The sequence below is a fragment of the Acinetobacter bereziniae LMG 1003 = CIP 70.12 genome (assembly GCF_000368925.1).
GTDB lineage: Bacteria > Pseudomonadota > Gammaproteobacteria > Pseudomonadales > Moraxellaceae > Acinetobacter > Acinetobacter bereziniae.
On record NZ_KB849755.1, the window covers coordinates 1,731,515 to 1,746,317 of the forward strand.

General features: G+C 38.3%; 15 protein-coding genes. 4 read left to right on the forward strand and 11 right to left on the reverse strand.

Annotated features, from left to right (window positions below; genetic code table 11):
- Positions 1-16: 16 nt before the first annotated feature.
- The 4 genes from F938_RS09865 to F938_RS09880 form a co-directional block, all read right to left on the reverse strand.
- Positions 17-1,054 (reverse strand): cell division protein ZipA C-terminal FtsZ-binding domain-containing protein, encoded by a 1,038-nt coding sequence (locus tag F938_RS09865; protein WP_005031182.1) that lies wholly within the window; start codon positions 1,052-1,054, stop codon positions 17-19.
- Between the two features lies 1 nt (position 1,055).
- Positions 1,056-4,508: a chromosome segregation protein SMC gene (smc, locus tag F938_RS09870; protein ID WP_005031183.1), complete on the reverse strand. Its 3,453-nt coding sequence runs from the start codon at positions 4,506-4,508 to the stop codon at positions 1,056-1,058.
- A gap of 13 nt (positions 4,509-4,521) precedes the next feature.
- Positions 4,522-5,217 (reverse strand): GntR family transcriptional regulator, encoded by a 696-nt coding sequence (locus F938_RS09875; RefSeq protein WP_005031184.1) that lies wholly within the window; start codon positions 5,215-5,217, stop codon positions 4,522-4,524.
- 167 nt (positions 5,218-5,384) lie between these two features.
- Entirely contained in the window at positions 5,385-6,188 is an 804-nt protein-coding gene (locus F938_RS09880) for a sulfite exporter TauE/SafE family protein (protein WP_005031185.1), read from the reverse strand.
- 30 nt (positions 6,189-6,218) lie between these two features.
- Between F938_RS09880 and F938_RS09885 the strand changes: the two genes are divergently transcribed.
- Together F938_RS09885 and F938_RS09890 are read left to right on the forward strand one after the other, a co-directional pair.
- Entirely contained in the window at positions 6,219-6,974 is a 756-nt protein-coding gene (locus F938_RS09885) for a biotin--[acetyl-CoA-carboxylase] ligase (protein WP_005031186.1), read from the forward strand.
- 99 nt (positions 6,975-7,073) lie between these two features.
- A complete protein-coding gene (locus tag F938_RS09890; protein WP_004830299.1) occupies positions 7,074-7,811 on the forward strand; it encodes a type III pantothenate kinase in 738 nt (245 codons plus the stop codon).
- Positions 7,812-7,813: 2 nt separating this feature from the next.
- On the opposite strand, the gene F938_RS09895 is transcribed toward F938_RS09890, so the two are convergent.
- The 3 genes from F938_RS09895 to ffh all read right to left on the reverse strand — a co-directional run bounded on the left by F938_RS09895 (position 7,814) and on the right by ffh (position 10,779).
- Positions 7,814-8,410: a glutathione S-transferase family protein gene (locus F938_RS09895; RefSeq protein WP_004830300.1), complete on the reverse strand. Its 597-nt coding sequence runs from the start codon at positions 8,408-8,410 to the stop codon at positions 7,814-7,816.
- A gap of 259 nt (positions 8,411-8,669) precedes the next feature.
- Positions 8,670-9,239 carry an RBBP9/YdeN family alpha/beta hydrolase gene (locus tag F938_RS09900; RefSeq protein WP_004830301.1) on the reverse strand — a complete coding sequence of 190 codons (570 nt, stop codon included), beginning with the start codon at positions 9,237-9,239 and terminating at the stop codon, positions 8,670-8,672.
- A gap of 133 nt (positions 9,240-9,372) precedes the next feature.
- Positions 9,373-10,779, reverse strand: a complete 1,407-nt coding sequence (gene ffh / locus F938_RS09905) for a signal recognition particle protein (RefSeq protein WP_004830302.1) — start codon at positions 10,777-10,779, stop codon at positions 9,373-9,375.
- 144 nt (positions 10,780-10,923) lie between these two features.
- Here ffh and F938_RS09910 point away from each other — a divergent pair, with 144 nt between their 5' ends.
- The gene (locus F938_RS09910; protein WP_004830303.1) at positions 10,924-11,733 is read left to right on the forward strand and encodes a cytochrome C assembly family protein; all 810 of its coding nucleotides are present in this window, start codon (positions 10,924-10,926) and stop codon (positions 11,731-11,733) included.
- Positions 11,734-12,027: 294 nt separating this feature from the next.
- On the forward strand, positions 12,028-12,954 hold the full coding sequence (locus F938_RS09915) for a tRNA dihydrouridine synthase (protein WP_010590853.1): 927 nt from the start codon (positions 12,028-12,030) through the stop codon (positions 12,952-12,954).
- On the opposite strand, the gene F938_RS09920 is transcribed toward F938_RS09915, so the two are convergent.
- From F938_RS09920 to F938_RS09935, 4 genes are all read right to left on the reverse strand, one after another.
- The gene (locus tag F938_RS09920; protein WP_004830305.1) at positions 12,943-13,320 is read right to left on the reverse strand and encodes an SseB family protein; all 378 of its coding nucleotides are present in this window, start codon (positions 13,318-13,320) and stop codon (positions 12,943-12,945) included. The genes F938_RS09915 and F938_RS09920 overlap by 12 nt on opposite strands.
- Before the next feature lie 36 nt (positions 13,321-13,356).
- Complete coding sequence (locus F938_RS09925; RefSeq protein WP_005031187.1) at positions 13,357-13,911, reverse strand: hypothetical protein; 555 nt, start codon at positions 13,909-13,911, stop codon at positions 13,357-13,359.
- The gene (locus tag F938_RS09930; protein ID WP_010590854.1) at positions 13,908-14,471 is read right to left on the reverse strand and encodes a hypothetical protein; all 564 of its coding nucleotides are present in this window, start codon (positions 14,469-14,471) and stop codon (positions 13,908-13,910) included. The genes F938_RS09925 and F938_RS09930 overlap by 4 nt, the downstream gene beginning before the upstream one ends.
- A gap of 20 nt (positions 14,472-14,491) precedes the next feature.
- The coding region (locus F938_RS09935) for an integrase core domain-containing protein (protein ID WP_034715073.1) at positions 14,492-14,803 on the reverse strand (312 nt) is incomplete at its 5' end.

Genomic DNA, 14,803 nt, shown 5'->3' on the forward strand with positions numbered 1-14,803 from the left:
TAAATATACGCTTATGCTAAGCTTCATGCCCTGAGCGATAATCAATCGCCTTATGACGCCAATGCTCTTTCAACTGTGGTGTAAACTCAAGGTTGTTCTCATCATAGACCGTACCATCAATCTCACGAGCGATTAAACCGGCAATACTGACCATGGTATCAAAACCTTTCTGCACATCTGAGTGTGGCAATGCCAAGAAAAATGCTAATCCTTGTACTTGTTCTGTCGACAAAGTTTCAAGATCAAATCCATCAGGTCCGTTGTCTGTCACCCGCAACACAGAAAACAGTAAATGGCTTTCTTCCTCCGGGTTTTCATAACGATGAAAACAAGAAAGTTCACCAAAACGTAAACCATACTTCAAAAGCATTTTAAGTGTCTTATCACCTGACAATGCTTTACGTGGGTTTGGATATACATTTAACGCAATAATCGTTTCCGCTTTTGAAAGCACACTTTCATCATCGTATTTTTGCTGTTCATTGAGATGCACATCCAAAATACTACTTTCTTCATCAAACTCTTTGATTTCAGCAGTTTCTACATTGGCATTGAGTTGAAATACTGACTCTTTTTCTTTCTCTACAACACTTTTGTCTGATTCAATGGTATCTACAGACGAATTCTCGTCAGTCTTTGTAGATAAATCAGTGCTGTTCAATGCTTCAGATTCAGCATGATCAGTTTTCTGATGCGCTTCAACATTTGCTGGATCATTTTGATCAATATCTTTAATTGAATCTACTTCAGTTGACTGCGTTGAATTTGCATCTTGAACGACATCATCAAGCTTTTGTACTTTTTCTTCAGCAACTTCAACGGAGTCTAGTGCATTTAAATTCGGTTCAACACGTTGTTGTTCTGGCGTAGCACGTGCAATCTGTAACTGGTCACGCACATGACGAGGAATCACAGGTTGCTGACAGTCAGCATTGATGTGTAACTCAGACTCAAGAGAAGGTGCTGCATCATTTGGCTTTCGTAGCATCATTCTCAAACCAACCAGAATGATGATTACGGCAGCAACAATTCCAATAATTGTGGTGATTTCCATACTACGACTCCGCGGCTAAACCGTACTCTCTTGCCTCTTCCAAATTCACAGTGACGAGTTTTGAAGTGCCTGGTTCAGGCATCGTCACCCCCAGCAAATCGGTTGCCATCGTCATTGCAACTTTATTATGTGTAATGTAAATGAATTGCACTTGATCAGAAAGCTCTTTTACCAAATTACAAAAGCGTCCTACATTGGCATCGTCTAAAGGTGCATCAACTTCATCCAAAACACAGAATGGTGCAGGATTTAATCGGAAAATCGCAAACACCAATGCCAGTGCTGTTAAAGCTTTTTCGCCACCTGACAATAATGCCAAAGAACTGTTTTTCTTGCCTGGTGGACGCGCCATTAACTTTACGCCAGACTGCCAATCGTCTTCAAGGCTTAAACTCGCTTCACCACCATTAAAAACTTTAGGGAATAAAACTTTCAGCTCTGAATTAACTTGATCAAAAGTTCCCATAAACAGTTTTTTGGTTTCTTGGTCAATTGTTTTCATGGCATCTTTTAATTGCCCAACGGTATTTTCCAAGTCCTGCATTTGATGGCTTAAATCTTCAAAACGCTTGGACACTTCCTCATATTCTTCTGAAGCTGCAAGGTTAACCGCGCCTAGTTTTTCAAACTGACGTTGTGCTTTTTCAAACTTCTCTTGGTGTACAGGCAAATCTATCAAGACACCTTGCTTAATTTCAGCATTCATTTCTTTCAATTGATCAGAATAATGCTGTAAATCCGATTTTGCCGATTGCCAAGCCAAACGACGTTCTTCTAGCTTGCTACGCAATTGTTCATCGTTCTGTTGGTGCAAATGACGCATTTCAGTAAGCTGCTGTTGTTTTGACTGAATATTGTTCAACTCAACTTGCCACTCACTCCAAGTTTTCTGCAACTTTTCAGTTTGCTGTGCTTGCTCAGCATATTGCGACTCTAGGCTTGGTAACTCCAACTGAATAGGATCAACAAATTTCTTCGCTTGTTCCATTTGAGCAATAATTTGTTGATATTGAGTTTTAGAAAAAGACAGATCTTTGTCTAATAATTCAATCTGCTGTTTATTTTGCTCAGCCAAACGACGGGTCGTTTCAAAGTCCTGCTGTTTAAGTTGTAATTGCTGCTGTTGTTCTTCTACTTGCTCATTTAACTCATCCAACTTGTATTGCAGTGCCTTAAATTCTGGAAGATTTTGCTCAAGTTTGAGAATGACCGAATGCATATCGATCTCAAGATCATCTTTTTGCATTGCATCTTCTTCAAGTTGCTCATCCAGTTGTTGCAACTGATTATTCAGCTGGACTTTATGTAGTTCAAATGCTTGGGAGGCGCTTTGCTGTTTGGCAATTTGTACATCAAACTGTTGTACTCGCGTTTGCTCTTGCTTGAGTGCATCTTGATCTATTTGAATATGTTTTTGCAACTCAGCAAAACTTTGGCTGAGTTGAGGCAAAGCATGTTCAGCATCTATCAGTTTAGGCTGTAGATCGGCAAGCTGATGCTCAATTTCTTCAATACGAATACGATGGCTTAATGCACCCTGAGCTGCTTGACTGGATTCATCAAAGAACAGACCAATCATCCAGTCTTGACCGACATGATAACCGTCCAAGGTTAATATACTTTGTCCTGTCTTGAGCTGTGATTGAACTGTCAGTGCTTGCGCCTTATTTTCAGCAATCGCCACATGATTCCATAATGAATACTGCGGTGACTCAATCCAGTCCGCTAAACAAACCAGACCTGACAACTGGATTTTTTCTAATCCTTGTAATGCTTTAAGCTGACGTGCTGAACTGTCAGCAAAATCTGCACTTTGATCTAAAACTTCTGCTGATAACCACTTGGCTAAGAATTTTTCGATCAAATTGGCATGTGCTTTACCCTGATCATTTAACTGCAAAACCTGCATCAATTGCACTGCATGGATATCTGTTTTGACCGCATGCTTTGCAATGAGCTGATTTAAATTTTTCTGTTCTGACTGCAAAACGTGTAATTCAGATTTCAAACTCGATATCAGCGTTTTTTGCTGGTTGATTTGTTCTTGCAATTGTTCTAATTGCATTTTAGTTTCAGCAATACTCTGCTCTAATTGCAAAATACTTGCTTGCGCTACAGCTTTGTCTTGTTCGAGTTGTACTAAATCTTCAGTCTGAAATTGGCTTTGGATCTGACTTGCCTGAGTTTTTAAGGTTTCTTTTTGCTGCTCAATACGTGCGACATTTTTGGCAAGTTGCTCAACCTGTGCTTGCATCTGAGCTTTTTGCTGCTGTTGCTTTTCAACTTGAACTTTAACCTGTTCATAGTGTTGTTGTGCTTGCAACTGCTGTGCTTTTAAATCACTAAATGCTTGTGTCCCTTGTTGAGTTTCAGACTCAGATTGTTTTAACTGTTCAGCTTGTTGATCCAATTGACTATGCAACGTTTCTAATTGCAACTCCATCAATTGAATTTTTTCTTTGGTTTGCGCTTTTTGTTGCTCAAAACTGCCCAAAGCTTCTGAATTTTGTTGAAACAGACTTTGTTTTTGCTCCAAGGTCATTTTCAACTCAGACAGTTTTTTCTCTGCCTGTTGCCATTCATTTTGCAATGGCGTCGATTGTTGAATTAAACGCTGAAACAGTTCATTGGTAGAGGTGAGATCATGTTCCAAGGTACTCATATCGGAACGAACCAATTTGAAATGTTCACCCAGTTCGTTCATTTCAATCGTATATTGTTCTTGCAAACGAGAACTACGTTCACACTGAAATGAAAGAATTTCAATCTTGAGGGTACGGATCTCAGTTTCCAGGGTCTTATATTGAACCGCAGTTTCAGACTGGCGCTTTAATGTTTTTAATTGTGATTTGAGTTCTGAGGCAATATCTTCTAGACGATCTAAATTTTGGGTGGTGTGCTCTAAATGTTGCAATGTCTCACGACGACGCGCTTGATAACGAGAAACACCCGCAGCTTCCTCAATAAAAACACGCATTTCTTCTGGTTTGGCATCGACCAAACGATTGATCATCCCTTGTTCAATGATTGCATATGAACGCGGTCCTAAACCTGTGCCCAGAAAAATATCGGTAATATCACGACGACGACATTTGGTTCCATTGAGAAAATATTCAGATTTACCGTCGCGATTGACCTGACGACGAACGGCTAATTCCGTATAAGCATTATACGCACCGCCAAGCTTGCCATAGGTATTTTCAAAGCGTAATTCTACACTTGCCATACCGACAGGCTTTCGCTTTGCCGTTCCAGTAAAAATAACATCCTGCATACTGCCACCACGTAACTGGCGTGCACTGGATTCCCCCATGACCCAACGAATGGCATCAATCACATTGGATTTACCACAACCATTTGGACCTACGACCGCGGTACGGTTATCTTTGAATTGTAATGTTGTACTATCGGCAAACGATTTGAAGCCTGAAAGTTTTAAGCTGCTTAAACGCATAATGTCCTAGTTACTACCGACGCGATCTCCGCGCCCAAGCGAGTTCAATTTGTTTCATCCGTGTCAGAGATTCCAACACGAGATTACGCAAGTGTCGACAAAAATCTTCCATAAATAAAGTAGCTTGTTGTGATTTTCGGATTAAAATTGCATCAATCACCAACTTAAGTAATTCTAATGCTTCTTGAAGCTCGCGTCTTGAAGTATTTAAGGTTAAAAAATAACTTCTACGTAGTGATGGTAACAGTTCACGATAAAACTTCATTAGATATGGATTACCCACCATATCTTGCTGAGCAGAGAGAAATTGGAAAATACCATCATAAAATTTTTCTGTATTGCCTTGTTTTACCTGTTCAACCAAATGATTCATCATGTGTTGAATTGCATCAGCTTCATGATTGCGCCATGTTTCACTCATCCGTTGCACAATCTGTCCCAATAATAAAGCACTGGTATCAAACAATGCTCGCACTTGTTGTGCGGACATTTCAGATACGATTGCTCCACGGCGTGGGTAAATTTCAATTAGATGCGTTCTTTCTAAAAGCAAAAGGGCTTCGCGTACCGAGCCACGACTGACATCCAGTTCTTTGGCAATACGTAGTTCTTGTATACGTTCACCTTCAACCAATTCGCCACTAATGATTTGTTCGCTAATATGTTTGGCAATTTGTTCTGAAAGGCTGTCCACTTCTTCCAAATGCATATCGTTCCTATCTCGGTTTATTATTCTTGGACAATGTCAATTGTCATTATTTTAGTTTTACCTGATTTAATTCAAAATAAACCATGACATTGTCCGACAATTTTAATGCATTTTAAGTCAACTTTGCTTGAGGGAGAAGTGCTATTGATCGGATATCAAGCAACAGACTACCTCATAAAACCTTGATAAATAAAATAAAGACCAACCAATGTGAGTAGACATGCAAAACATTTTTTTAACATTGCAGGTGAAAGTGCATGGGCAACTCTTGCTCCTAGTTTAGCCGTGATAAAACTCATCACACTAATCCCAATGAACGCATAGATGTGCACATAACCAATCGCATTCTTAATCTCAGTCTGCTCCTGTGCACCGAAGAACATAAAACCTAATGCCCCTGCTATTGCAATCGGTAAACCACAAGCCGCTGAAGTCGCTACGGCTTTCTGCATGACCACACCATTTTTATTTAAATAAGGTACTGTCAGACTTCCACCACCAATACCAAATATTGCGGAAGCAATCCCAATTCCGCCACCAGCAAGCATTTGTTTGGGTGCAGAAGGCAATTGTTTAGATTCATCGACCTGAACATTTGCCCCTTTAAACATTTTAAATGCCACCCAAAGTGCAAAGGCACCGATAATCAGCTGTAAATGTTGCCCAGATAAAATGTCCGCGATTCCAGCACCAATGAATGAGCCAAGTACTAAACCTGGTGCGAGATTTTTAAAAACATTCCAAAGCACTGCGCCCTTTTTATGATGTGCAGTGACAGAGCTAATAGAGGTAACAATAATTGTCGCCAGCGAAGTTCCTAATGCCATGTGCATGATGACCGATGGATCATAGCCCATTTTGGTAAACACCACATAAAGAATAGGTACAATAATTAAGCCACCACCAACACCAAATAAACCAGCGGCGAATCCAGCGATTGCACCAATACCTAAATATATGATTAACTCCATAAATGTTCCTTCACTCTTCTCAGATTCAACATGGATTTAGAGACTCGTCATCTTAGACAACTGCTTACACAAGCACATCAGCTCCCCGAAGTGCTGCTTTTAAAACAGACAACAACATCAACCAATGATGATGTACGTGAGATTGCGCTTAGTGGCGTCAAGACGGTTTTGGTCTGTAGTGAAACTCAGACTCAAGGGCGAGGTCAGCACCAACGGGAATGGGTTTCCCCAGCCGGCAATATTTATTTAAGCACATTGCTTGAAACTCGAACACCCTTAGATGGGCGTTTAGCCTTAGAAATTGCCTTAAATATCTTACAAATGCCGTCACTAAAGGGCTTAACTGGATTACAAATTAAGTGGCCCAATGATCTCTATAGTGCTCAAGGTAAATGGGGCGGTATTTTGGTTGAACCGATCTCGCCGCATCAAGCAATTGTTGGAATTGGTATCAATCTATTTCCGGTTTCCGAGCAAGAGATTACTCAACAAGCCACCTCAGTAATGCAATTAGGTCTCCAGTTCCCGAACCGCATTCAAATCATTTCTGAAATGTATTTGGCGATTCAACAAGCTGGGCAATGGTTTGATCATGGTTGTTATAACCTTGCTGCACGATTCAATCATTATGCTGCGTTTATGGATCAAGCGGTACATTTTGAACAAGTCCATAATTCAATCAATGGGATTTTTAAAGGGATTTCGGACGATGGCGCACTCAATTTAGTGACACCTCAAGGCTTAGTCAGTGTATACCAAGGACGTTTACGTTTAGCGGAGTCATAAGTTTATGTCTGCTTGATCTTATTGAAACATTTGATTTATAAAGCATGAGGATTCAATCTAAAGCGACTCCTCATTGTATCCCCCATACGAGTTCTGTTAATGAAAGCACTTTGGTTAGATATTGGAAATACCCGGCTAAAATATTGGATCACTGAAAATGACCAAATCATCGAGCAAGCAGCCGAATTGCACTTGCAATCTCCTGCGGATTTATTACTTGGTTTAATTCAACATTTTCGTAGTTTAAGTTTAGACAGCATCGGCATTTCATCTGTTCAAGATAAAAAGAACAATGAACGTATTATCCAGATTTTGAAGTTACTGGATATTCCGGTCACTTTTGCCAAAGTCCATGCAGAATATGCTGGCTTACGTTGTGGCTATGACCATATTGAACAGCTCGGAATTGATCGATGGTTACAAGTTTTAGCGGTTGCGAAAGCTGAAGAAGACTTATGTGTGATTAGTTGTGGAACAGCATTAACTATTGATTTAACACAAGGTTTTCAACATTTAGGCGGTTATATTCTTCCTAATCTCTATTTACAGCGAGACTCTTTGATTCAAAAAACCAAAGGAATTAAAATTCCCGATGCTGCATTTTCAGAGTTAAGCCCTGGTCGCAACACCATAGATGCTGTCCATCATGGGATTTTCTTGGGTTTATTAAGCACGATTGAAAAAGTGCTTGAACAACAACCTCGAAAGCTGATTTTAACGGGCGGTGATGCTTATCTGTTTGCTCAGTTCCTTGAGAAGTATCAACCTCGCATTGAAACAGATTTATTACTCAAAGGCTTACAGTTTTATATAGATCGACAGACAATCATAAAATAGTCTTAAATTGCGAATTTAGGCATTGCCTTAAATTTTGGCAATGCTTCAAAAGCATTAATCCACCGTTGTACATTTTTATAATCCTCTAATGAAATGTTACCTTCTGGTGCATGAGCTACATATGCATAACAAGCAATATCAGCGATAGTTACTTGATCAGTTGCAAGCCATGTACACTTGACCAAATGCAGATCCATAAAATGTAAAATGCGATGCGCGATTCGTTGAGCTTGTGCTAAATCCCAATCACCACCCCATAGTTTTACCATCCGAGAAATAGCACAACCATATTTTATTTCACCCGATGCAATTGATAACCATCTTTGTATTTGAGCAATTTGTGATGGGTCATCAGGTAACCAATGACTATTAGGAGCATAAACTTTTGCAAGATAAACGAGAATAGCGCAACTATCAGATAAAATTAAACTATCATCCACAAGAACTGGAATTTGACCTAAAGGATTCAAATCTAAAAAAGCCTCAGTAGCCCTGAAATCAGCTTGAGCATCGACATATTCAAAAGGAATATCTAAGAACCTTAGAAATTGTTCAATCCTATGCCCATGACCAGAAAAAGGACTTGAATATAATTTCATAGAGCTAATCCTCTAATTATCTATTTTTATTTACATACCATATACTACATTTGGCTTCTTTCATCAGTCCTGTTTAAAACTATAAATCAACATAAATTCACCTCGTCATAGCCATCTACCTTCAAGAGATGGCACTTTCAGTACCTATGTGATTCGTTCAACATGATCATTTTTTGTTTTATGAAAGAGATCTATTCATCAGTGATTTATTTTGTTTATGAGCCAGTAAATTTTAAAAATATCACTCCACAGCCTGCGCTTAGGGTTCCGAGTTGAGTAAAATAACCAGCTTTTCCCAGAGGATCGTAAGCGTATTAAAACCATCCGTTACCATAAAATGCCCTGCACCTTTCACTTCAATCATTTGAGTATTCAACAAATGCCCTAGTTGAATACTGAATGGTGCTGGAACAAAAGGATCATTGTTGGAAAAAAATATAAAACGATGAACGATGTTTAATCGAAGCAAAGCATCATCAATACGGGCGCTATTTAAAAATAAATTAAGCTCTGGCAATGTCGGTAAATTTTGATTGAATCCAGCCACTAAAAACAATGCACCTAATTTTCTTCCAAGTAATTCACTAGAAAGAAAAGCTAAGCTTGCAACACAACCTAGACCATGAGCAACAATAATCACATCTTCATTTAGTGTTTTAATCTGTTGTACCAGATTATGTTTCCAAACTTCATATTGAGGATGATCTGCCTGCTCCAATTGCACAATTTCACACTCATTTCCCGTCGCAAGTATTTGTAATTTAAGCCATGGATACCAATGATCCTCTGAAGAAGCATGATAACCGTGTACGATCAAGACTCTTTTCATAGACCTTTTCTTATCAGAAATTTAAATTTTATCTAAGTAATTACATCAGAATATCTAAAGAATAAGGAGAAGTATGTTGTTTTTAGTTAACAAAAAAGCGCCCTAAGGCGCTTTTTATAGAGGAAATAGAGACTTACTTCTTATCATTATTTCCAAATAGTGGTCCCATACCACCACCGCCACCAAATTGCTTTTGCATTCCACTCAAAGAACGCATCATTTTTGCCATACCCGATGGATTGGCGAATTTTTTCATCATTTTCGCCATTTGTGCATGTTGTTTAATCAGTTTATTCACTTCAACAACATCCATACCACACCCAGCAGCGATACGCTTTTTACGGCTTGGATTCATCAAATCAGGGTTGCGGCGTTCTTTAATGGTCATCGATTGAATAATCGCTTCCATTTTTTTCACTTGTTTTTCAGGGTTTGCTTGTGCAATCGCGTCTTGTATCCCTGAATTACTCATGCCAGGCAACTTATCTAAGAAGCCCATCATTCCGCCCATTTTGTTCATTTGTTCAAATTGCATCAGCATATCTTCAAAATTGAAGTTTCCGCCTTTCTGCAATTTTTTCGCCATCTTCTCGGCTTTTTCTTTGTCGATTTTACGTTCAACTTCTTCGACAAGAGAAAGCACATCACCCATACCTAAGATACGTTGTGCAACACGCTCTGGGTGGAATGGTTCTAAGGCATCGAGTTTTTCACCCATACCTAAGAATTTGATTGGCTTACCTGTAATTGCACGTACTGAAAGCGCTGCACCACCACGCGCATCACCATCAGTTTTAGTCAGAATGACCCCTGTAAGTGGCAATGCATCATTAAAGGCTTTGGCTGTATTTGCAGCATCTTGACCTGTCATTGCATCGACAACAAACAGTGTTTCTGTTGGTGCAACTGCTGCATGTAATGCTTTGATCTCGTCCATCATGTCATCATCGACATGTAAACGACCTGCGGTATCGACAATCAAAACATCGTTAAAATTAATTTTGGCTTGCCCGATGGCACGCTGTACGATTTTAATTGGATCTTCAGCAGCATCTGACTCAATAAAATCAACACCAACTTCACCAGCAACCGTTTGAAGCTGTTTAATTGCGGCAGGGCGATAAACGTCGGCAGAAACCATGGCGACTTTTTTCTTTTGACGTTCTTTTAAGAAACGTCCAAGTTTTGCAGCAGTGGTGGTTTTACCAGCACCTTGCAAACCTGCTAAAAGAATCACAACTGGTGGTTTAGCAGCTAAATCTAGGCTTTCATTCGCCTCACCCATCATTTTGGTGAGTTCATCATAAACAATTTTAACGAAAGCCTGACCTGGTGAAAGCTGGGTCATCACCTCTTGTCCCAATGCTTCTTCCTTAACTTTCGCAATAAACTCACGAGTTACAGGCAAAGCAACATCGGCTTCAAGAAGTGCCATACGCACTTCACGTAAGGTATCTTTAATATTATCTTCGGTTAGCTGCCCAGAGCCAGTAACATTTCTGAGACTCTGCGTGAGTCGTTCTGTTAAGGTATCAAACATTGCAAAATCCGCTTAAAATAGCTAGTAGCAAAAAAATCTTTCTTAAAATAGAAAATTTATGCTCAAGATGCTATAGGATACTGTAGTTCACATAGAATTTATATCATATAGCATGAATATTCATCATCCTGAAAAAGGTTTGACATGATTAGCCTACCCTTGGTTTATACGATTTTAGCATTAATTGCCTATACCTCTTCGTTTTGGTATTTGTTTATGCACTTAATGTCTAAACGTCCTGCAAACCCTTGGTTTATTGGCATCGTGTCAGGTTTAGGGCTGATATTACATGCAAGTGTACTGCATAACGATATACTTACACCACTAGGGATTAATTATGACGTCTTTAATTTGATGTCGTTTACCTCCGCATTAATGTTACTTTTAAGTATGTTGTACAGCACCTATCGACCTGTACTTTCACTCAATTTGATTGGGATTCCCGTTGCTGCTTTTGGATTGATTTTAGGTTTTGGCTTTAGTAAACCCGATCAATTCATCGAACAGCACTCTTTAGGATTAGACATTCATATCATCTTGTCCTTATCCGCCTATGCAGTTTTACTCATGGCAACCATACAAGCTGTACTGATTTGGTTTCAAAATCGTGAATTAAAAAAGAAACAGAAAAAACGTATTTGGGTGAATTTCCTTCCCGCCTATCAAGCAATGGAATCTTTACTTTTTGATATGTTAATCACAGGCTTTGTTCTACTCACGGTAGCCTTATGTTTTGGTTTCTTTACTATTGATGATTTCTTTGCCCAACACTTAGCGCATAAAACAGTTTTTAGTATTGTGTCTTGGTTTGTATATGGTGCATTGTTAATCGGTCACTATAAGTTTGGTTGGCGTGGTCAAAAAGCCATTCGCTTTACCATGATTGGATTCTTCTTACTGGCAATTGGATTTATTGGTTCTAAATTCGTTTTAGAAATGATTTTGCATCGTTGATAAACAGAGCACTTCGCGAGAGTATGCGGTTTTTGTATTGTTAAATAAATATATTGACACAGAAGCGGAAAAAATCGTTTTATATGAATTAGATGAGTAATATTATTCTTAAGTTAAAAATTAAGCTTTCTATACAAAACTTCAAGCTTAAAACCCTATAGATGAATTTCTCAATCTTTCCAAATTAACAATGCCTCCTCAAATTGACAAGCGCTGCCAGATTATATTTGTATGAGTAGACATCTATTTCAAAAATGCGTATAACGCTGTTTTATCTGATCGGGTAACTCCACTGTGAAACTCATTCTTGCTCCCATGGAAGGCTTAACTGACCCCATCATGCGTGATGTTTTAACGCATGTCGGTAGTTTCGACTGGTGCGTGACTGAGTTTATCCGTGTAACAGACTCTGTCCTACCTGATCATATTTACCATAGCTACTGCCCAGAGCTCAAAAATGAAGGGAAAACTGCTGCTGGAACACCTGTACATGTACAGTTTCTAGGAAATAATCCTGAAATGTTGGCTGCCAATGCCGTACGTGCTGCCGAACTGGGCGCACCTGCCATCGATATGAATTTTGGTTGCCCTGCAAAAACAGTCAACCGTCATCGAGGAGGTTCCGTACTTCTCGATGAGCCTGAGGTTGTACATGAGTTGGTTAAAGCAGTACGTGATGCTGTTCCACAACACATTCCAGTTTCTGCCAAAATGCGTTTGGGTTACATGGATCGAAACTTTACCCTTGAAAATGCGCATGCCATAGAAGATGCTGGCGCTTCATGGCTTACAGTACACGCTCGAACCAAAGCGGACGGTTATACGCCACCTGCTTTTTGGGATCAACTTCAACCTATTCGTGAAGCCATTAAAATCAATGTGATTGCCAACGGTGAAATTTGGACCAATGCCGATGCCAAGCAATGCCAACTTGAATCAGGGTGCGAAGATTTAATGATCGGGCGTGGTGCAGTCACGACACCAGACTTAACACAATGCATCCGTAAAAATACAGATGAGCCGCTGATTACATGGTCAGAATTATTAAATTTACAGATTCGTTTTTTGAACGGCACCTATAAAAAAGAAATGAATATGGTTGGGCGTTATAAACAATGGCTTGGAATGATGTCTAAGCATTACCCCGAAGCCAAGGCATTGTGGGATGAAATTAAGCGTTTGAAAAAAATTGATGAAGTACTCGAAAAATTAAATGCTTAAATTATTAGAGTCTATTTGATCAATTTCTAAAATAGCTTTGATCTCTTCGGGTTGGAATTCTTTTGATAATGCTGAGGTTGGGTTCAATACTAAGGTTGCCCCTTTAGTCATTTCAAAAAACTGACGAGTATTCAAAGCAATATATTCAACATCTACACCAATATCATTTTGAATGGTTTCAAGTTCAATAAAAAATGGAATGGCTTGATCACCTTCTGGTGTTTCCAAAATGCGGAATTCAACGTTCTTGTCTTTGTCCTGCGTCGCTAGACAATAAATTTCTGATGCTAAAAGTTGATCAATGAAATCAGGGATCAATTCGTAGTTTTCTTGAGTTTGAACAAAAAGTTGTTGTAAATTTGACATGTTATATATTATCTATTTTGGTGTTGCTAATATAGCTTATTCTCGATAGATATGGAATTGACCAGAAGAGTCAATTGGATCGCATGATGCTTCAACTATAGTATGTGTCTTAAGCTTGACTTGATTTGTTGAAATTTCATCTTTTTCAAATGCAAAATTAAACAAAGAGTTTATATCATATTTTTCAGTTATTAAAAAATTTGAAAGCTTCAGAATATTATTTAAATCATTTTTTGAAATTTTATTACAATTTGGAAATAAATAATCAATAGATTTTAGCTTACCAGGGTTTTGTGATGGATTTACAATTAACATTGAGGACTCCTCTAACTGGATATATTTTGAATTATCAATATCATTTTCATCGTAATTTTTTAATTTTTCAACTTTTACGATTTCAATTTTAATTAAATAATCCTTTAAGCTAGCAACTGTTACACTTTGCAAATCCAGCTTACTATATAAGGGTAAATTATAATATGGCGTAGATAGCTCTCTTGGTGTACAATCATGATCACAATCAGATTTCTTATAATCATCACAAGATGTAAGTAAAGGGATCAAACAAATCAGCCAAGTAAATAATTTCATAAATCACACTTCTCAGGCACTTCTTTACTCTGATAAATATTAAAATAGGTATTATTTTTTATGCGTTCAGTATTAAATTCCAACCAATAATCTTGAACATTTACTCTAGTCGTCACTAAAAAATTACAATATACATTCACATTGTTTTTGATATTTAAAAGATGCTGATTCATTAGTGATGTATATACTTTTTTCGCTTTCTTTTCATCAACTATGTTTAATGATGAAACAAGACTTATAGGAATAGTAGTATCTATATTGATTTTTTCAAATCTATTTCCATTATACCCTGCACTCAGATTTAATCGAATACTTTTGATTTTATTGAATTTAGGATTCGCTGCATAAATTTCAGAGAAGAGCTCTGGTGTATCACTGACACCATCAAAAAAATAGATTTTCTTTACTGTTCCGCCATATGAAATCACTTCAAAGTGTCGACTGTTTTTGGCTACTTCATTATTCACATATCCGAATTTTTCGATATTTTTTATAACTTTATCTAAAATTATTGGGGTAATACTCCCATTTTTAATTGATTTAATAAGTAGAAAAGCCAAAGTCCTTATCACTGTTTAAATTAAGGTGGTTTACCATCAACTGACATATGTGGTCGTTCATGATTATAAAAGTGTTGCCATATTGTTGTATAGTCTTCAACTTCTTCAAGCTCTCGAAATAAATATTGATTCAAACATTCATATCTCACCGTCCTGTTGAAGCGATCGACATAAGCATTCTGTTGTGGATGACCAGGTTGGGTAAATACATGCTCAATTCCATGTTGAGTACACCATGCTTGCATTAAATCACTAACATACTCGGGTCCATTATCACTACGGATACGCTTTGGCTTACCTCGCCATGCAATTAATTGGTCTAATCCCCTCAG

What these genes read in the sequence shown, in the direction of transcription:
- F938_RS09890 (WP_004830299.1), top strand. Translation starts at nt 7,074, where the DNA reads ATGAAAGCACTTTGGTTAGATATTGGAAATACCCGGCTAAAATATTGG.
- F938_RS09865 (WP_005031182.1), bottom strand. Translation starts at nt 1,054, where the DNA reads ATGGAAATCACCACAATTATTGGAATTGTTGCTGCCGTAATCATCATT.
- smc (WP_005031183.1), bottom strand. Translation starts at nt 4,508, where the DNA reads ATGCGTTTAAGCAGCTTAAAACTTTCAGGCTTCAAATCGTTTGCCGAT.
- F938_RS09910 (WP_004830303.1), top strand. Translation starts at nt 10,924, where the DNA reads ATGATTAGCCTACCCTTGGTTTATACGATTTTAGCATTAATTGCCTAT.
- F938_RS09920 (WP_004830305.1), bottom strand. Translation starts at nt 13,320, where the DNA reads ATGTCAAATTTACAACAACTTTTTGTTCAAACTCAAGAAAACTACGAA.
- F938_RS09925 (WP_005031187.1), bottom strand. Translation starts at nt 13,911, where the DNA reads ATGAAATTATTTACTTGGCTGATTTGTTTGATCCCTTTACTTACATCT.
- F938_RS09880 (WP_005031185.1), bottom strand. Translation starts at nt 6,188, where the DNA reads ATGGAGTTAATCATATATTTAGGTATTGGTGCAATCGCTGGATTCGCC.
- F938_RS09875 (WP_005031184.1), bottom strand. Translation starts at nt 5,217, where the DNA reads ATGCATTTGGAAGAAGTGGACAGCCTTTCAGAACAAATTGCCAAACAT.
- F938_RS09900 (WP_004830301.1), bottom strand. Translation starts at nt 9,239, where the DNA reads ATGAAAAGAGTCTTGATCGTACACGGTTATCATGCTTCTTCAGAGGAT.
- F938_RS09885 (WP_005031186.1), top strand. Translation starts at nt 6,219, where the DNA reads ATGGATTTAGAGACTCGTCATCTTAGACAACTGCTTACACAAGCACAT.
- ffh (WP_004830302.1), bottom strand. Translation starts at nt 10,779, where the DNA reads ATGTTTGATACCTTAACAGAACGACTCACGCAGAGTCTCAGAAATGTT.
- F938_RS09895 (WP_004830300.1), bottom strand. Translation starts at nt 8,410, where the DNA reads ATGAAATTATATTCAAGTCCTTTTTCTGGTCATGGGCATAGGATTGAA.